Origin of the sequence: Acinetobacter sp. NyZ410 (genome assembly GCF_022828975.1) — a bacterium.
Taxonomy (GTDB): Bacteria; Pseudomonadota; Gammaproteobacteria; order Pseudomonadales; family Moraxellaceae; genus Acinetobacter; species Acinetobacter guillouiae.
The window spans coordinates 2,971,767-2,988,331 of sequence record NZ_CP094620.1 but is presented as its reverse complement, the minus strand read 5'-3'; the positions used below and the strand labels follow the sequence as shown (position 1 = coordinate 2,988,331).

Below are 16,565 nucleotides of genomic sequence, written 5' to 3'. Positions count from 1 at the left end.
ATAATGGATGTAGCTTACGATGATTAAATTCCTTAGAAATTTGGCAGTGATACAATGCATTGCGATTACCATTTTGGCTATTGTTCTTTACCTGTATTAAACGCTGATCATCACTGCCTTAAGAAAAATAAAGCTGTTTATTTTACCGCACTAAATTGAGCAACCAAGCTACGACTTGCTTCATTCATCCCTATAATTTCAACCTGAATGTTATTTTGCAGAAACTTGTTTTGTACCTGATTGAGCATACTGACAGAGGTAATATCCCAAATATGGGCATGGGTTAAATCGATAATGACATGATCAACAGATTCATTAAAATCAAAAAACTGAAAGAATTTTTCTGAACTGCTAAAGAAAATTTGCCCAAAAATTTCATATTTACGGGTCGTGCTGTTCAATAGATGAGATTGGACACGGACTGCATTTTCTAATTTATTGACCAAGAAAAGTGCAGATAAAAGTACACCAATCAACACGCCTAAAGCTAAGTTATGTGTCATCAGTACAATGACCACCACCGCAAGCATCACGCTATTGCTTTGTTTGGGATGTTTTGAAAAATTTTTGACTGAGTCCCAGTTGAATGTAGTAAAAGCCACCATAATCATAATTGCTACCAGTGCAGCTATTGGAATATAAGACAGCCATTCTTTTAAAAAGACCACTAAACACAGTAAAAAAACACCTGCAACCAAGGTTGATAAGCGAGTTCGTGCACCAGAAGACACATTGATAATCGATTGCCCAATCATGGCACAACCTGCCATACCCCCCATAAACCCACTGACCATATTGGCGATGCCTTGCCCACGGCATTCTTTATGACGATCGCCTTCCGTTTGGGTCACTTCATTAACAATCGTGGTGGTCATCATGGTTTCGAGTAAACCTACGGTGGCCAAGGTGATGGCATAAGGAAAAATAATTTTTAAGGTATCCAAGTTAAGTGGAATGTCTGGAATTAAAAACAGTGGTAAAGTGTCTGGAAATTTTCCTAAATCACTGACTGTACGCATATCCGCACCCAAAAATAAGGCTGCTAAACTCAATACAATAATGCACACCAAAGGTGAGGGAATGAGTTGACCAATTTTGGGAATGTAGGGGAAAAGATAAACCACCCCTAAGCCAAAGGCGACAAATAGATAAGCCGTCAAATCCATACGTTGTAATTCAGGAATCTGTGCCACAAAGATGAGAATAGCCAACGCATTAACAAAACCATAGACGACAGACTGTGAAACAAAGCGCATCAGTTTTGCAACTTTAAAATAGCCAGCAAGAATCTGAAGAATTCCAGTCAAAATTGTGGTGGCAAATAAATACTGTAAACCATGATCTTTGACGAGAGTAACCATCAGCAACGCCATTGCGCCTGTGGCTGCGGAAATCATTGCGGTACGTCCACCGAAGAAAGCAATGCTCACAGCAATACAAAATGATGCATACAGACCGACTTGTGGATCTACGCCTGCAATTGCAGAAAAAGCGATTGATTCAGGAATAAGTGCCAAGCCTACGACCATTCCAGCAAGTACATCTGTACGAATATTGGAAAACCATTCCGCTTTTTTTAGACTAATCACTATAAACCTTTCATCATTCTTTAAAGATGCGTATGTTAAAACATCTCTTAGTGAAAAAGCAGTTAACTTTGACTTGAAAAAGTCTTCATTTTGTTGAATATTCAAGTTATAGCTGATTTTATAAATTTATGCTTTTTGCAATTTTATGTTTTACGACTTGAAATTGTGATCTGAGCCATTTACAACTTAAACAGTCATATAACAAGGATTAGATATGAAATTATATTATTCACCAGGTGCATGTTCTTTAGCTGCCCATATTTTACTCAACGAAATTAATGTTGATTTTGATCTAGAACGTGTTGATTTAAAAACGCATAAAACAGAAAAGGGCGCAGATTATTACGAAATCAATCCAAAAGGCTATGTACCCGCATTAGAAATCAATCCAGGTTTACTTTTGACTGAAAATGTTGCAGTACTGCCTTTTATTGCACAACATGATCCTAAACAGGATTTGATCCCACCATCAGGTTTGGGACGTGCTAAAGTTTTAGAATGGTTGGGTTATTTAAACTCAGAGTTGCATGATGAATATGCCGTCTTCTTTGACCCAGCAATCACTGAAGATGAAAAAGTACGTGGCTATGCAACCATAGATAAAATGTTGAAATATATAGATGACTATCTTGCAGAGTCTGAATACGATTATTTGGTCAATGACCGCTTTGGTCCTGCTGATGCGTATTTGTTTGTACTGACAAATTGGTCGAATTCAATTCATCATGATCTAACGCCATTTACCAATATTGTGGCATTACGCAATAAAGTCGCTGAACGTCAATCTGTACAGATTGCAATGCGTGATGAAGGTTTAATTCCTTAAGTATGCTTGAATCGATATACAAAGCACCTACGGGTGCTTTTTTATTGAATTGATTAACGTGAAATGGGCAGAAACAGGGAAAGGTGTTTATTGTTGATTTTTAGTCAATAATGTTTTGCTTATTTTTGCGTTTTTTGCGATAAAAATAAGTTCTATAGTTGCGCCATAAATCAAGCGTATTGGCAAAATATAGGTAAACAATGAGTAATATCTTAATCGTAAATGGTGCGAAACAGTTTGCACATTCAAATGGTGAATTAAACGATACCCTAACTGCTTTGGGTGAAGAGGTGCTTAGCGATTTGGGACACCGTGTAAAAGTGACACGTACCGATGCAAATTACGATGCTCAAGAAGAAGTAGAGAAATATCTCTGGGCGGATGTTGTGATCTATCAAATGCCAGGTTGGTGGATGGGTGCACCGTGGACCATGAAAAAATATATTGATGATGTTTTTACCACTGGTCATGGCAGTTTATATGCCAACGATGGTCGTAGCCGTTCTGATGCCGCCAAGAAATATGGCTCAGGTGGGTTGATTCAGGGGAAAAAGTATATGTTGTCGTTAACTTGGAATGCACCCTTGCAAGCTTTTGATGATCCTGAGCAATTTTTCCATGGTGTTGGTGTAGATGGTGTGTATTTACCTTTTCATAAAGCCAATCAATTCTTAGGAATGCAAAGTTTAGAAACATTTATTGTCAATGATGTGATTAAGGCACCACAAATTGCGCAATATGAACAGGCATATCGCCAACATTTACAGCAGCTTTTTGCTTAAGCAAATTGGAATTTTGAGTATCTCATTTAAAAAATTTAAGGAGTCTAAAATGTTGACCATTGTCGCTGAAATCCGTGCATATCCAAATGGATTACACAAAGATAAAATTATCCAAGCATTTAAGAAAATTACCCCGACAGTATTACAAGAGCAAGGCTGTCATGGTTATCAGCTATTGGTTGATGCTGGTGTTGATGTAAGTTATCAAAGCAAGGATTCTGATTTGATCGTGATGCTTGAAAAATGGGAAAATATTGAGCATCTCAATGCACACTTACAAACTGAGCATATGCAAGCGTATCAACTTGAAGTAAAAGAGCATGTTGCTGATGTTAAAATCCGTATTTTAGAACATGGATTTTAAAGTTAATTCACTATTATGAGGTTCATTCTCGCTTTGGGAGAAGGCTAAGGGGGGGGGATTCTTTTATGTTGAATTATTGTTTTTAAAAAATAATTTATAAAGACATCTATCATTGAACATAACGCCCAAAGTTGATTTGCTCAAGTTTGAGCAAAGGTGCTTTCTTTAATTTTGACCAGGATATTTTTGGTGTATTTTTGCGATCAAGTTCTTGCGTACTTGTGACATTTTTGATTTTCCCTGTTAAAAAATTAGTACTTTCAGTTCGACTGTCACCTGATGGTATATCGAAATAATGTAAATCATAGCCGATCAGATCGAATGATGGGCTTTGATAGCGGAAAGTATAAATATTATTAAAGACCTCCCATGAATTACAACGAAACGAGTAATTTAATGTGATCTTAAGTTGTCCATTCTGGATGATTGGTGAATTGTCTACAATCAATGGATCGATAAGGCAAGGGCGTTCATTGTTGCTTTCTCTAGGGAGTGAAGAATTACTGGTGATAAGGCGGTAAGTTTGAGCGTCTTTAAATAGAACTAATAATTTTCGCTCATTTTGGTTAAGTAGAAGATTTGCTGGCTTTTTATGATTGAATTTATTTTTAACAATATTTACGGGATCCGTATTTTCAATAATCAGCACCATATCTGCTTGTTGATCACCATTTAAGTCACCTTGAACTTTACTTAGTATTTTCCAATCTTTAGGCATGAAAGCTTGAACATCAGCTCCAGTATCGGTTTCTGCCCAAACTAAGCTTGAGCAGACTGTTAATGTAAAAAATAGAAGTAATAGATTGTTATTTTTTATGGTTTTCTTCCAATTCACTGAATCGTAAATTTGTTGTTAAATTTACGCCTATTTTTAGGCATCTCTCCAAGCGATCACTTTTGATTACCTTGTCTTAGCTAATTTTTTATGGCAAATATCGAGTCCTCTTCGATACCTTTATTCTCAGAATAATATGGCATATTTATGAATCGTTGGTAGATACGAAACGTGTTTTATTCAAACTCGCCGTAGTCTTTAAAATTGATCTGCTCAAGTTTAAGTGAATAACTGTTCTTTAATTTGGACCAAGAAACTTGCTTAGCTTGATCCTGATTTTCAAACTCACCACCACCTGTAGTGTTTTTAATTTTACCTGTTAGAAAATTGATACTTTTCGCACTGGTTTCACCAGATGCACGATGGAAGTAATCTGTATCGTAACCAATCAGCTTAAAAGACTGGTTTTGATAACGGAAAGTAAAAGCATTGTTATAGACAGACCATGAACCACAACTGAGCCAATAATGTAAATTAATTTTAACTAATCCATTTTTGATGGTGAGTGGATCGCCTTCACTTAGAGGGTCAGCAAGACAAGGTGATTCTTTATCTCCCTCAGTAGGAAGCGAGTAATTACTTGCAACAAGACGATAGCCTTGAGGGGCTTTAAATAAAATTAATAACTTTCGATTGTTTAAATTCAGCTGAGGATTACCTAATCCCTCATTTGTCACAATATTTTTTGGATCCGTATTTTTAATAATTAAAGCAAGATCTGTAAGCTTATCACCATTTAAGTCACCTTGTACTTTACTCAACACTTTCCAGTTTTTAGGGATAAATGATTGATAGTCAGCTTTGGGGTTGGTGTCTGCCCAAATCAAAGTTGAGCATGTTGTTAATGCACAAAATAAAATTAATTCAGTTTTGTTTTTCATTATTTTTCTCCAATAAATTGAACGCTAAAGTTATGAATCAATTCTTCACTATCCCAAGGAATATTCTCCAAAGTATAGCTTGTCGAAGTTCTCAGTGTTTTCCAAACAATTTTGGATGGCGTTTCAACTTGTGCAAAGATATTTGGCGTTGTGGTCACTTTGGCTTTGTTGCTTAGAAAGTTAAGGCTGGTTTCTTTTAGTTTGCCACTAATTTTATCTAAATCATAAACATCAAATCCAATGAGATGGAATTGATTGTTCTTTAGTTTAAACCCATAGGTATATATCAAGCCATACGTATTGCTACAGGATGACATGGTATTGAATAACACATCTAAGCGTTGATTTTTTATCGTCAATGAGGAGTCATCTAGAGCATCTTCGATACAGAGTTCTTCTGAACGATAGGTCCAGTTAGGAATTTGTCGACTTAGCTTAAGTTGTAATTGTTGACCTTTTTGAAAAAGCACTAAAAGCTTTCGATTGTGCTGATTTTCATTTTTAGGTTGGATGATGAGGGCAATATGCTTTTTACCATCTTGATTCAAATCACCTTCTGCTTGAGCAAGAATTTCCCAATTGTTTGGGACAAATTTTTGTAATGAGGTAGAAGGCTGATTTGCAAAGCTTAGCGATGAATAAGCGCTCAGGAGCAGGGCGGTATTTATTATTTTATTCATGATCTTTCTCAATGAATTTATCAAGATATTTTGAGCCTAAAAGGACTTCGGAAAATCCTTTTAGGCAATTCAAACGATTATTTAAAGAAATAACCTGTTTCTGGTGAACTCGCATTTGCCATTCGTTTACGTGGCATACGACCCGCCAAATAGGCTTCACGTCCAGCTTCAACCGCTTTTTTCATTGCTGACGCCATTAAAATTGGATGATGTGCAGCGGCAATCGCGGTATTCATCAATACGCCATCGCAACCTAATTCCATTGCAATTGCGGCATCGCTTGCAGTACCTACACCAGCATCAACCAAAACTGGCACTTTGGCATTTTCTTTAATAATTGAAATAGTATGCGGATTTAAAATGCCTAGGCCAGAACCAATTAAGCTACCTAAAGGCATGATCGCAACACAACCCATGCTTTCAAGTTCTTGAGCCACAATAGGGTCATCCGATGTATACACCATCACTTCAAAACCATCTTCAATCAATGTGCGAGCAGCATCAAGTGTCGCTGTTACATTTGGATAAAGGGTTTTCTCATCACCTAATACTTCCAATTTGACCAGGTTATGGCCATCTAAAAGTTCACGTGCAAGCATACAGGTACGTACTGCGCTATTGGCGTCAAAACAACCCGCTGTGTTCGGTAAGATGGTGTATTTTTCAGGTGGAAGGATTGACAGTAAGTTGGGCTGATCTGGATTTTGCCCAATGTTTACTCGGCGAATCGCTACTGTCACAATTTCAGCGCCACTGGCTTGAATTGCTAAATCAGTTTCTTGCATGTCTTTGTATTTACCCGTACCCACGAGAAGACGAGATTGAAAAGTACGAGAACCGATAATAAGAGGGGAGTTTTCAGTAGGAAAATCTAGCATGGGAGAGCTCCAAATTAGCCGCCACCGACAGCGTGAATGATTTCAATACGGTCTTTTTCAGCAATAGGGGTAAGTTCAAGTTTACTTTTGGAAATGATCATTTCATTCATTTCTACGGCAAAGCGTTTACCTTCGAGTGAAAGTTCCTGAACCAGTTGTAAAAGATTTTGGCAAGCGGTTTCTTGAGGCTCACCATTTAAGAAAATTTGCATATACATTCCATTCGATTGCGCAAATTGTGATGTCTAAAATCAAAATAATTTTATTTAGCGTATTTCAATGCATTCCATGCAAGGGCCAGCCAACCTGCAATCATCAGTGCTCCACCAATGGGTGTAATTGCACCTAAACCTCGTGGTAAACCCAGTGCCATGACATAAAGCGAACCGCAGAAAAATAAAATACCAATTTGGATGAGTAAGAAGCTGGCTTTGATTGGAAGTTGTGGGATGACTTTACTGAGAATAGCCAGTGCCAATAGGCCCAGTGCATGGTAGAAAAAATAATCAGTTGCTGTTTGCCACCATGCCAACTGAGCTTCAGTTGCGTGAGCTTTTAAACCATGTGCGCCAAATGCACCTAAGATTACTGCAAGCGCTAAATTCAGTGCTGAAATTGCAATCCACATAAGCCAGTCATCTGCATAAATTTGCGCATAACATTAACACAATTTCGAAGCGGGATTAAAGGCAAAATCTATTAAGAATAAAGATTTGACAAAAATATCATGCAAAATAAAAGGGCATGTCGCCCTTTTATTGAAAATATAAATTATTGGTCTGGTATGCAGACAGTTTTGGAGATTTAGTTGGATGACATGGCAACTTTAATTTTGTCCATGGCATTTTTTTCTAACTGACGAATACGCTCAGCAGATACATTGTACTCTGCAGCCAGTTCATGCAAGGTCGATTTATCATCATCTAACCAACGGCGCTGTAAGATGTTGCGTGAGCGATCATCTAACTGTTCCATGGCATTATGCAAAGCTGAAGTACTTTGTTCTTCGTAATCTTCTTCTTCGACTAAACGAGCAGGATCATAGCGGTTATCTTCGAGATAAAGCGCTGGTGCAACATGAGTTGAACCTTCGTCATCGTCATCACCTTGAGCTTCAAAAGCAGCATCATAAGCGGTTAAACGACCTTCCATTTCCAAGACTTGTTCTGCTGTTACATTTAAGTCGTTGGCAATTGATTGTGCTTCTTCAAGTGTAAGTTTTTTACTTGATTTTTTTAGGCTACGTAAATTAAAAAACAATTTACGTTGCGCTTTAGTGGTCGCAATTTTGACAATACGCCAATTGCGAATCACATATTCATGAATTTCAGCCTTAATCCAGTGCACAGCAAAAGACACCAAACGCACGCCCATATTGGGGTCAAAGCGTTTAACTGCTTTCATTAAACCGAGATTACCTTCTTGAATTAAATCACCTTGTGGCAAACCATAGCCCGCATAACTGCGCGCAATATGCACCACAAAACGTAAGTGAGACATCACTAACATTTTCGCAGCATCTAAATCTTGATCGTAAAAATAGCGATCAGCTAACTCTTTTTCTTGTTCAGCTGTCAAGATTGGAATCTGATTTACGGTGCTGATATAAGCACCTAAGTTAACACCTGGTGCAGATAAGGACAGGGGCATCAACTGATTGCTGCTGTCACTCATGGGTTCTCCTTATAGGAATTTCGTTGTATAGCTAATGCATTCATCTTAATTCGAATATTGTACATAAGTAAGGAAATTTGGGTATCGAAATGTAAAAATATATGCAAATTTGCAAAAAATAATTTGAATTGAAAATAATTAAGATTCAATTAAGTAATGAAATTCATGCTCTGATCTTTTAGTCAATTGGCAAGAAATCTTGTTGATCTCGCAATAACGCGTAATATCAATTTCACTGTGCGGATCAGAGGACATTAAAAGAAATATTTGATGAGGCAATGCTCTTTTTAATTCACGCTTTAACATTAATAGAGGCATTGGACAGGGTTTACCCATACAATTTATTTCAATTGCTGTCTGACCTAAAGGTTCATTCATTTTTTGGCAAGGTAACAACAGGGTTATGGAACGCATATTTTACCAAGTTTATTGAAACACCCCAACAAAAATTGGAAGATTCTTCAACAAATAAAAAATAATCGTGAAGCTGTTTAAAAAACACGCTTGATATCGAAAATAATTATCAAAAAAAATTCTATTAATTGTCATAAACCCATGTTAAGCTCGTTGCGTATTTAGGATTTATCAGAAACAATTCTTGTTTTGAAACCCTATTACAAGATGGATGTAACCGGGATTTTGTTAATAGTTTTACAGAATGATTACAAGCTTTGAAATTAGAAAATATTTTAAAACTTTGTTTGCTCTGCTGTTTGCAACACCGGGTGGTCCCTTTTTCTTAATAACTGAGGATTAACTTATGACAGCTCGTGAACAAGGCGTAGTTAAATGGTTCAACGACACTAAAGGCTTCGGCTTTATCCAACGCGCAGGCGGTGATGACGTATTCGTTCATTTCCGTGCTATTCAAGGTGACGGTCATCGTTCACTTCGTGACGGTCAACGCGTTGAATTCAGTGTTGTGCAAGGTCAAAAAGGTTTTCAAGCTGAAGAAGTTCAGCCTTTAGACTAATCTTAAATTTTTAAAATTTAAGTGGCGCTCCAATTTCTTATAAATTGGGGCGTTTTTTGTTTATAATGGGCGCAATTAAAAGTGTCTACAGTTAGAGCTCGTATTTATGTCATCAGGTTTCGAAACCCTTAATTTACATCCGCAACTTAAACAAGCGATTGATGCTTTAGGGTTTAAAGAAATGACCCCAATTCAGCAAAAAGTATTGAAATATACTTTAGCAGGTCATGATGCAATTGGTCGTGCTCAAACCGGCACAGGTAAAACAGCGGCATTTTTAGTCAGTATTATTAATGATTTGCTCACAAACCCAATTAAAGAACAACGTTTCCGTGGTGAACCACGTGCATTGATTCTTGCGCCAACACGTGAACTTGCAATTCAAATTGAAAATGATGCAAAAGATTTAGTCAAATATACCAATCTAAATGTCGTGACTTTGGTTGGCGGCGTTGATTTTGATAAGCAAAGAAAACAACTGGATCAAGGTTTTGTTGATATTTTAGTGGCAACTCCTGGTCGTTTAATTGATTTCACAGAACAAAAAGAAGTTTGGTTAGATCAAATTGAATTTTTGGTGATTGATGAAGCTGACCGTTTATTAGACATGGGCTTTATCCCATCAGTTAAACGGATTGTGCGTTTTTCGCCACGTAAAGAGCAACGTCAAACCTTAATGTTCTCGGCAACATTTAGCTATGATGTTCTCAATCTTGCCCAACAATGGTTATGTGAGCCAGTTACAGTAGAAATCGAACCAGAAAAGAAAACCAACGCTGATGTTGAACAACGTGTATATGTGGTCGAAAAGAAAGATAAATATCGCTTATTGCGCGAAATTTTGGCAGATGAACCCATTGAAAAAGTGATGATCTTTGCCAATCGCCGTGATCAAGTACGTAAACTTTATGATCATTTAAAAGCAGATGGTTATAAGGTGGTGATGCTATCAGGTGAAATAGCGCAAGATAAACGTTTGAAAATGTTAGATCAATTTAAAAATGGTCAGCATAATATTATGATCGCAACGGATGTTGCTGGCCGTGGTATTCATGTAGATGGCGTATCTCATGTGGTGAATTTCACTTTGCCTGAACAGTCAGATGATTATGTACATCGTATTGGTCGTACAGGTCGTGCAGGTACACAGGGTGTAAGTATTAGTTTCTTGTCTGAAGATGATGCATTTAATTTACCAACTATTGAGAAAGCGATTGGGCAAAAATTGCCTTTAACGCGACTAGATGGTTATTGTTAAGTTTTTTGTTTCTTTATCGAATTGTGTTTAAAAAAACCCACTTATTTAAAGTGGGTTTTTTATTGGCTATTTTAGTTTAGACGGCTAAACGGATTAACTTGCTTTACAGCTAAAGGTCAGTGTAGTTTGATAGTCAGTATCTTTTTCAATACCGTAGTTTTTGCCCATTACTGAACCTAATACGCCTGCTGCTGCAGTGATCATTTTTCCAGTCTGTTCATCGACGACACCTTTTAAACTGCCATGGTATTCAGTTTTTTCATCCACTAAGACTGGTGCACCTTTTTTACCGCAAGCCTTGTTTGCTGCAGTAATGGCATTATTTTTTGCGGTAATTTGGTCTTTACCTAAGCCAGTGACTTCATACTGGTTATCTGCTTTTTGAATCGCTAAAGTTTGTGTTGGATTTGATGCACACGCAGTGAAGAGTAACGCTGAACTAGCAAGTAAAGTGATCGTTGTTAATTTATTCATATTGATTCTCAAATTCCTGTACTAAAAATTAAAAAGATACTGCTTTTAAATTAGTTATAATTTGAGCATAGAATGTGGGCTAAATATTGAGAAACATGTATAAATTTTGCAGTTTTTTTTAAGTTTATTGATGATTTGGCTTTATTTTCGAAGCCAAAGGGTATTGAAGGCATTTTTTGCGAGCAATCATGCTCATTGATAACCTAACAATAAGTTGTATGCAATATTGACAGATGCCAAGTAAATTTTGTCGGAGATAGCTTAATGATTTTAGATTATGCTAATCTTGAAACAAGTGAAATTAACCAGATAATAGATAGGTCAATGTCAGATTTAAACTTCAAAGCAGTACATGACAATATTCATCAACGTCAATCGATTGGTCATTTGGTTGAACCTGCACCTTCACACGCACAACTGAATATTGCATTTAAAGCCGCTTTAACAGCACCTGATCATCATCGTTTAAAACCCACACAATTTATTGTCGTGGATGTTGAGCAACGTGAAGCATTTGGTGCATTACTGGCACAATCTATTGCTGACTTAGGTGAATTAGATCCAGCCCAAGTTGAACGGGTAAAACTTCATCCTTTTAGAGCGCCTATTTTGGTGCTTGCCGTGACTAAATTTCAGGATCACCCTAAAGTGCCTTTTTTTGAACAAACGCTGAGTTCAGGGGCTGCAATTGAAAACTTTTTATTGTCGATGCAGGCACAAGGTTTCGCAACTATGTGGCGGAGTGGGGCTGTGGTCGAATCTAAATTATTAAAATCAGCACTGGGTTTAGCTGAACGAGATTTAATTTCTGGCATTATTTATGTTGGTACAGCGGCAAAAACGATTGCCCCGCGTGCAGAGATTGAAACAACACAATATGTTCATTTTTGGCAAGCTTGAGTCAAAAAGTTATTGATATTTTCAGATTGAAAAAATCATTGGGTTATTAGGATAAGCATTTTAGGATAACAATAAATGTCGGATTTACAATTTAAAGATTTAGTTGAACCTATTGTATTGGGCCAGAAAACAGCGTTGCGTTTGACTGTACTGGGTGGTGGTAGTTTTGGTACAGCAATGGCAAATACAGCAGTACGTAATGGTTGTGACACCATGATTTGGATTCGCGATGAAAGTATCGCAGCTGAAATTAATGCGACTCATGTCAATAAACGCTATTTACCTGATTTTCAATTGGAGGCGGGTTTACGTGCTGAGTCAAATTTAGAAGATGCAGTGCGTGATCGCGATATTATTCTGGTGGCAATTCCAAGCCATTCTTTTCGTGATGTTCTACGTCAAATTAAACCTTTTATTAGCGCACAAGCCGTTGTTTCATTAACCAAAGGGATTGAAGCAAAAACCTTTAGCTTTATGAGTGACATCATTCGGGAAGAGCTTCCTGAAGTTCCTTATGGTGTTCTTTCAGGACCTAATTTAGCCAAAGAAATTGTTGCAGGACAACCTGCAGGTACCGTAATTGCCAGTGATAGTGAATTAGTACGTTATGCCGTACAACAAGCACTGCACAGTGCCTTGTTTCGAGTATTTGGCAGTGACGATGTACATGGTGTCGAGCTGGGTGGCGCACTTAAAAATATTTATGCTGTTGCAATGGGAATGGCCGCTGCTTATAAAGTTGGGGAAAATACCAAGAGTATGATTTTAACCCGTGCCTTGGCTGAAATGAGTCGCTTTGCAGTTAAGTTGGGGGCAAATCCTTTAACGTTCTTAGGTTTGTCTGGTGTGGGTGATCTTTTCGCAACCTGTAACAGCCCGTTGAGCCGAAATTATCAAGTTGGTTTTGCCTTGGGTTCTGGAAAGACACTGGAACAAGCAACCTCTGAATTGGGACAAACCGCTGAAGGGATCAACACCATTGTACAAGTCAATGCACGTGCAAAGGAGTTGGATGTCTATATGCCAATTACCACTGCATTGTATGAAGTTATTTTTGAAGGTGCGCCACCACTGAATAGTGCCGTTTCTTTGATGAAGAATGGGCATCGTAGTGATGTAGAGTTTGTGCTTCCGCATAACGAAGTTTAATCGTGTGTTGTTGGCACAATATTCAAAACTTTAGAGATGGATTTGTAACAAAGCCTCGTTATAATCAGTGCAGTATTAAAAAGGAAATCTTATGCAACTGACTTTGGTGCGTCATGGTGAAGCAGCTCCACCCGTCAATGGGGTGGACAGTAAACGGCCTTTAACACAACGTGGGCATTTACAAGCACAACAAACGGCTAATTTTTTAAAAGAAATCGTGCAGCCGGATGTATTTGTTGTCAGCACTTTATTAAGAGCACAAGAAACATTGGCGCACATACAAACGTACTTCCCGAATATATCTGTATTGGTCTGTGACAAAATAAAGCCAGATGATGATGCAAAATTAGCAATCGAATGGTTGTCACAATTGCCATTTGAACGTATTGTGGTGGTATGTCATATGAATGTTGTGGCACATATTGCAGAACAACTGACACATGAGCATTTTAATCCTTTTGCCTTGGCAGAGGCTCGTATTTATGAGCAAACTGTGATTGCAAATGGTCTATCTACACAAGATAAAGCCTTTATTCCAACTGTATAAAAGCATTGTTAAAAGAACTTAACGGCAGAAAACGATAAATGTTGTACTTATGGATGCCTGAAGCCAATGGGGTTTGGCAGTGGTCTCGAGGAAGTGATTGGACTAAATCTTCGAGCCTAGAACAATTAATACAAGATATTAAACTTTACCAAGGTGAAGAAGCTGTGGTTTTCTTCCCAAGTCGTGAAGTGCAAATTCTTCAACAGAAATTCAGTAAAACTCAATATAAACAATTGGGTGTAGATGGTGTCAAATATTTATTAGAAGAATATGTGATTTTGCCGATTGATCAGATGAAAGTGTTTTCACACTTTCAACAACCCGATCAGGTTTCAATATTGGGGATTCATCAATATGCTGTCACCACAATGCAGCATTCCTTGTCATTGATTCCGTTAAAAATTGTCTCTTTATTACCTGACTTTTTGATGCTGCCTGTACCAGAAGTCGGACAGACGATTTTGGCCAATGTCAACGGACAGTTATTGGTTCGAGAAGGCGAGTTCCTTGGTAATTCGATTGATGATCTGAATGTATATTTGGATTTCGCTGATCGAGAGAAAAGCTATTTATATAGCGGATTGACAGATGAGCAAGCGGTTAGCTTATTTGTGATTGCTACAGCGGATCAGCGTGAGCCTTTTGATTATCAATTTAGTGAAATCAAAAAACCGAAACTACATCCTTATAATGTATTGCCAAAAGCCAAGCAAGCCAATCAAGGCGTTTCTCGTTATTGGCAAGCCTGTGCAGTTTTGGTGGTTGTTTTGATCATTGCGCAATTGAGTTACGATGCTTTGCGTTGGATTAAACTGAAGAAAGTTGCGGATCAAACTGCTTTGATTGCAGTGGATCAGTACAAAAAATGGTTTCCAAATGAGCAACGGATTACAGAAGAGTCTGTAGAACGTCAGTTTAAAAATAAATTGGCTTTAAGTCAGAGTGCAAATACCCAAGCTTTACAATTACTCAGTCGTGTTGGGCCAATTTTAATGCAGCATCAGATTATTGCCAGTCGTGTAAATTATGATACAGCAGTGTTAAATATGGATCTGGTGGCGAAAAATGCTGAAGGCTTACAAACCTTGGTGACACAACTGAATCAACAAGGCTTTAAAGCAGAATTAGGCAATGTTCAGACGCAAGGTGCATCTGTCGTTGGTTTGGTGAAGATACAATAATGAAAACAATGGAAAATGTGCAAAATCGACTGGATGTATGGTCTGAGAAAATCGCAGAGAATTTAGAAAAAATATCTCCACGTGAACGTGTCATGGTTATTTTCACCACGATTTTTGTCATTGTGGCAATTGTGGGTGCGGCGTTGTGGTACACCCATAAAGCTGCCGAAAAACAGCAAGCACGTTTAAATCAGATGAAAGATCTTGTGGTGTGGATGCAGAGTAATGTAGTGACCATGAAGCCTGCAGATGATTTGGCCTTAACCACTGCAGATAAAATTCAGCGTGTGGCACAACAACAAGGGCTTTCGGTTGCCTCGCAGCAAGTGGGTGAGCAATTTCAGATTATTGCACAACATCAAAACTATGCCGTTTTAGCTAACTTTTTAACCCAAATTGCCCAAATGGGTGTGAGTTTGGAAAAGATGGAGTTAGCCAAAGAAGGTGGGCAGATTAAATTAACAGCGACGGTACAGTAGTAGTGAAAATAAACACAGTTCAAGCATAGCCTTTTCAACATACTGTGCCTATAATATGGCAACTTAAAAAGCAGTAGACTTTTGTAGCTATGATGTATTCACTTGCTCGCCCTTTGTTGTTTTCTTTAGCACCAGAGCGTGCACATGAACTCACATTATCCATGCTTAAATCTGCCCATAAAATGGGGGCGATTCGTCAAACTGTTGCTGCCAAACCAGTCACTTGCATGGGAATTGAGTTTCCAAATCCAGTTGGTTTAGCAGCAGGACTGGATAAAAATGGCGCTTATATCGATGCCTTAGCGGGTTTAGGATTTGGTTTTATTGAAATCGGAACCATTACTCCTAAGCCACAAGAGGGCAATCCCAAGCCACGCCTTTTCCGTATTCCTCAAGCCAAAGCAATTATTAACCGTATGGGGTTTAATAATGATGGTGTGGATCAATTGGTTGAGAATGTTAAAGCCGCAAAATTTAAAGGCATTCTTGGTATCAATATTGGTAAAAATGCCACCACACCAGTTGAAGATGCAGTTTCCGATTATTTAGTTTGTCTTGAAAAAGTTTATAACTACGCATCTTATATTACTGTTAATATCTCATCTCCAAACACCAAGAATTTACGTTCTTTACAAAGTGGCCATGCGCTCACTGAACTTTTGGAAACACTCAAAAAAACGTCAGTTAGAGTTGGCAGAAGAATTGCAACACTATGTTCCTTTAGTGTTGAAAGTTGCACCAGATCTAGAAGCTTCAGATATTGAATTTATTGCATCACAATTGTTGCAGTTTAAAATTGATGGATTGATCGTGACCAATACAACATTATCCCGTGAGGGGGTTGAAGGTTTGCCATTTGGTGATGAAGCGGGTGGTTTATCAGGTGCGCCCGTATTTGAAAAGAGCACGGCATGTTTGGCGGCTTTTTCAAAAATTTTACAAGGTAAAATTCCTTTGATTGGTGTTGGTGGAATTTTATCTGGTGAACAAGCTGTTGCAAAACAACAAGCTGGTGCAAGCTTAGTCCAAATTTATAGTGGTATGATCTATACAGGTCCTACACTCATTAAAGACTGTGTTGACGCTATGATTTAA

20 protein-coding genes and 1 pseudogene are annotated in these 16,565 nt (G+C 37.9%); 11 read left to right on the top strand and 10 right to left on the bottom strand.

Annotation, left to right across the window (positions count from 1 at the left end; genetic code table 11):
• Positions 1-137: 137 nt before the first annotated feature.
• The gene (locus MTO68_RS14185) at positions 138-1,589 is read right to left on the bottom strand and encodes a SulP family inorganic anion transporter (protein WP_244013024.1); all 1,452 of its coding nucleotides are present in this window, start codon (positions 1,587-1,589) and stop codon (positions 138-140) included.
• Between the two features lie 214 nt (positions 1,590-1,803).
• Between MTO68_RS14185 and MTO68_RS14180 the strand changes: the two genes are divergently transcribed.
• From MTO68_RS14180 to MTO68_RS14170, 3 genes are all read left to right on the top strand, one after another.
• Positions 1,804-2,415 carry a glutathione binding-like protein gene (locus tag MTO68_RS14180; RefSeq protein WP_004719407.1) on the top strand — a complete coding sequence of 204 codons (612 nt, stop codon included), beginning with the start codon at positions 1,804-1,806 and terminating at the stop codon, positions 2,413-2,415.
• 200 nt (positions 2,416-2,615) lie between these two features.
• The gene (locus MTO68_RS14175) at positions 2,616-3,197 is read left to right on the top strand and encodes an NAD(P)H-dependent oxidoreductase (RefSeq protein WP_244013022.1); all 582 of its coding nucleotides are present in this window, start codon (positions 2,616-2,618) and stop codon (positions 3,195-3,197) included.
• Positions 3,198-3,246: 49 nt separating this feature from the next.
• Positions 3,247-3,561 (top strand): putative quinol monooxygenase, encoded by a 315-nt coding sequence (locus MTO68_RS14170; protein ID WP_239045410.1) that lies wholly within the window; start codon positions 3,247-3,249, stop codon positions 3,559-3,561.
• Positions 3,562-3,670: 109 nt separating this feature from the next.
• On the opposite strand, the gene MTO68_RS14165 is transcribed toward MTO68_RS14170, so the two are convergent.
• From MTO68_RS14165 to MTO68_RS14130, 8 genes are all read right to left on the bottom strand, one after another.
• Positions 3,671-4,378, bottom strand: coding sequence for a hypothetical protein (locus MTO68_RS14165; RefSeq protein WP_314336669.1), 708 nt, complete (start codon positions 4,376-4,378; stop codon positions 3,671-3,673).
• A 194-nt stretch (positions 4,379-4,572) separates the two neighbouring features.
• Positions 4,573-5,277 carry a hypothetical protein gene (locus MTO68_RS14160; protein ID WP_244013018.1) on the bottom strand — a complete coding sequence of 235 codons (705 nt, stop codon included), beginning with the start codon at positions 5,275-5,277 and terminating at the stop codon, positions 4,573-4,575.
• On the bottom strand, positions 5,277-5,957 hold the full coding sequence (locus MTO68_RS14155) for a hypothetical protein (RefSeq protein ID WP_244013016.1): 681 nt from the start codon (positions 5,955-5,957) through the stop codon (positions 5,277-5,279). Before MTO68_RS14155 ends, MTO68_RS14160 begins: the two co-directional genes overlap by 1 nt.
• Positions 5,958-6,034: 77 nt before the next feature.
• Positions 6,035-6,835: a thiazole synthase gene (locus tag MTO68_RS14150; protein ID WP_004719418.1), complete on the bottom strand. Its 801-nt coding sequence runs from the start codon at positions 6,833-6,835 to the stop codon at positions 6,035-6,037.
• Positions 6,836-6,849: 14 nt separating this feature from the next.
• On the bottom strand, positions 6,850-7,047 hold the full coding sequence (gene thiS / locus MTO68_RS14145; RefSeq protein ID WP_004719420.1) for a sulfur carrier protein ThiS: 198 nt from the start codon (positions 7,045-7,047) through the stop codon (positions 6,850-6,852).
• 50 nt (positions 7,048-7,097) lie between these two features.
• Positions 7,098-7,463, bottom strand: a complete 366-nt coding sequence (locus MTO68_RS14140; protein ID WP_244013014.1) for a DUF423 domain-containing protein — start codon at positions 7,461-7,463, stop codon at positions 7,098-7,100.
• Positions 7,464-7,639: 176 nt separating this feature from the next.
• Positions 7,640-8,509 carry an RNA polymerase sigma factor RpoH gene (gene rpoH / locus MTO68_RS14135; protein ID WP_004719424.1) on the bottom strand — a complete coding sequence of 290 codons (870 nt, stop codon included), beginning with the start codon at positions 8,507-8,509 and terminating at the stop codon, positions 7,640-7,642.
• Between the two features lie 138 nt (positions 8,510-8,647).
• A complete protein-coding gene (locus MTO68_RS14130; protein WP_004822372.1) occupies positions 8,648-8,887 on the bottom strand; it encodes a sulfurtransferase TusA family protein in 240 nt (79 codons plus the stop codon).
• 382 nt (positions 8,888-9,269) lie between these two features.
• Between MTO68_RS14130 and MTO68_RS14125 the strand changes: the two genes are divergently transcribed.
• On the top strand, positions 9,270-9,482 hold the full coding sequence (locus tag MTO68_RS14125; protein WP_004822370.1) for a cold-shock protein: 213 nt from the start codon (positions 9,270-9,272) through the stop codon (positions 9,480-9,482).
• Positions 9,483-9,588: 106 nt separating this feature from the next.
• On the top strand, positions 9,589-10,740 hold the full coding sequence (rhlB, locus tag MTO68_RS14120) for an ATP-dependent RNA helicase RhlB (protein ID WP_004719428.1): 1,152 nt from the start codon (positions 9,589-9,591) through the stop codon (positions 10,738-10,740).
• A gap of 93 nt (positions 10,741-10,833) precedes the next feature.
• Here rhlB and MTO68_RS14115 read toward each other — a convergent pair whose 3' ends face one another.
• Positions 10,834-11,214 carry a hypothetical protein gene (locus tag MTO68_RS14115; RefSeq protein ID WP_004719430.1) on the bottom strand — a complete coding sequence of 127 codons (381 nt, stop codon included), beginning with the start codon at positions 11,212-11,214 and terminating at the stop codon, positions 10,834-10,836.
• A 324-nt stretch (positions 11,215-11,538) separates the two neighbouring features.
• On the opposite strand from MTO68_RS14115, the gene MTO68_RS14110 reads away from it, so the two are divergent.
• The 6 genes and pseudogenes from MTO68_RS14110 (at position 11,539) to MTO68_RS14085 (ending at position 16,565) form a co-directional block, all read left to right on the top strand.
• Positions 11,539-12,114: a nitroreductase family protein gene (locus tag MTO68_RS14110; RefSeq protein ID WP_244013012.1), complete on the top strand. Its 576-nt coding sequence runs from the start codon at positions 11,539-11,541 to the stop codon at positions 12,112-12,114.
• Between the two features lie 75 nt (positions 12,115-12,189).
• Entirely contained in the window at positions 12,190-13,263 is a 1,074-nt protein-coding gene (locus MTO68_RS14105) for an NAD(P)H-dependent glycerol-3-phosphate dehydrogenase (protein WP_244013011.1), read from the top strand.
• A 91-nt stretch (positions 13,264-13,354) separates the two neighbouring features.
• A complete protein-coding gene (locus MTO68_RS14100; RefSeq protein WP_004822364.1) occupies positions 13,355-13,810 on the top strand; it encodes a phosphoglycerate mutase family protein in 456 nt (151 codons plus the stop codon).
• 38 nt (positions 13,811-13,848) lie between these two features.
• Positions 13,849-14,991 (top strand): type II secretion system protein GspL, encoded by a 1,143-nt coding sequence (gene gspL, locus MTO68_RS14095; protein WP_244013009.1) that lies wholly within the window; start codon positions 13,849-13,851, stop codon positions 14,989-14,991.
• On the top strand, positions 14,991-15,470 hold the full coding sequence (gene gspM / locus MTO68_RS14090; protein ID WP_004719439.1) for a type II secretion system protein GspM: 480 nt from the start codon (positions 14,991-14,993) through the stop codon (positions 15,468-15,470). Before gspL ends, gspM begins: the two co-directional genes overlap by 1 nt.
• A gap of 89 nt (positions 15,471-15,559) precedes the next feature.
• Positions 15,560-16,565: pseudogene (locus MTO68_RS14085) on the top strand (quinone-dependent dihydroorotate dehydrogenase).

Excerpts from the sequence above, each read along its gene's own strand:
- MTO68_RS14115 (WP_004719430.1), bottom strand. The coding sequence starts at position 11,214 with ATGAATAAATTAACAACGATCACTTTACTTGCTAGTTCAGCGTTACTC.
- gspM (WP_004719439.1), top strand. The coding sequence starts at position 14,991 with ATGAAAACAATGGAAAATGTGCAAAATCGACTGGATGTATGGTCTGAG.
- MTO68_RS14105 (WP_244013011.1), top strand. The coding sequence starts at position 12,190 with ATGTCGGATTTACAATTTAAAGATTTAGTTGAACCTATTGTATTGGGC.
- MTO68_RS14175 (WP_244013022.1), top strand. The coding sequence starts at position 2,616 with ATGAGTAATATCTTAATCGTAAATGGTGCGAAACAGTTTGCACATTCA.
- MTO68_RS14160 (WP_244013018.1), bottom strand. The coding sequence starts at position 5,277 with ATGAAAAACAAAACTGAATTAATTTTATTTTGTGCATTAACAACATGC.
- MTO68_RS14150 (WP_004719418.1), bottom strand. The coding sequence starts at position 6,835 with ATGCTAGATTTTCCTACTGAAAACTCCCCTCTTATTATCGGTTCTCGT.
- MTO68_RS14170 (WP_239045410.1), top strand. The coding sequence starts at position 3,247 with ATGTTGACCATTGTCGCTGAAATCCGTGCATATCCAAATGGATTACAC.
- MTO68_RS14155 (WP_244013016.1), bottom strand. The coding sequence starts at position 5,957 with ATGAATAAAATAATAAATACCGCCCTGCTCCTGAGCGCTTATTCATCG.
- MTO68_RS14180 (WP_004719407.1), top strand. The coding sequence starts at position 1,804 with ATGAAATTATATTATTCACCAGGTGCATGTTCTTTAGCTGCCCATATT.
- MTO68_RS14140 (WP_244013014.1), bottom strand. The coding sequence starts at position 7,463 with ATGTGGATTGCAATTTCAGCACTGAATTTAGCGCTTGCAGTAATCTTA.
- MTO68_RS14100 (WP_004822364.1), top strand. The coding sequence starts at position 13,355 with ATGCAACTGACTTTGGTGCGTCATGGTGAAGCAGCTCCACCCGTCAAT.
- MTO68_RS14130 (WP_004822372.1), bottom strand. The coding sequence starts at position 8,887 with ATGAATGAACCTTTAGGTCAGACAGCAATTGAAATAAATTGTATGGGT.
- MTO68_RS14110 (WP_244013012.1), top strand. The coding sequence starts at position 11,539 with ATGTCAGATTTAAACTTCAAAGCAGTACATGACAATATTCATCAACGT.
- thiS (WP_004719420.1), bottom strand. The coding sequence starts at position 7,047 with ATGCAAATTTTCTTAAATGGTGAGCCTCAAGAAACCGCTTGCCAAAAT.
- rpoH (WP_004719424.1), bottom strand. The coding sequence starts at position 8,509 with ATGAGTGACAGCAGCAATCAGTTGATGCCCCTGTCCTTATCTGCACCA.
- gspL (WP_244013009.1), top strand. The coding sequence starts at position 13,849 with ATGTTGTACTTATGGATGCCTGAAGCCAATGGGGTTTGGCAGTGGTCT.
- MTO68_RS14125 (WP_004822370.1), top strand. The coding sequence starts at position 9,270 with ATGACAGCTCGTGAACAAGGCGTAGTTAAATGGTTCAACGACACTAAA.
- rhlB (WP_004719428.1), top strand. The coding sequence starts at position 9,589 with ATGTCATCAGGTTTCGAAACCCTTAATTTACATCCGCAACTTAAACAA.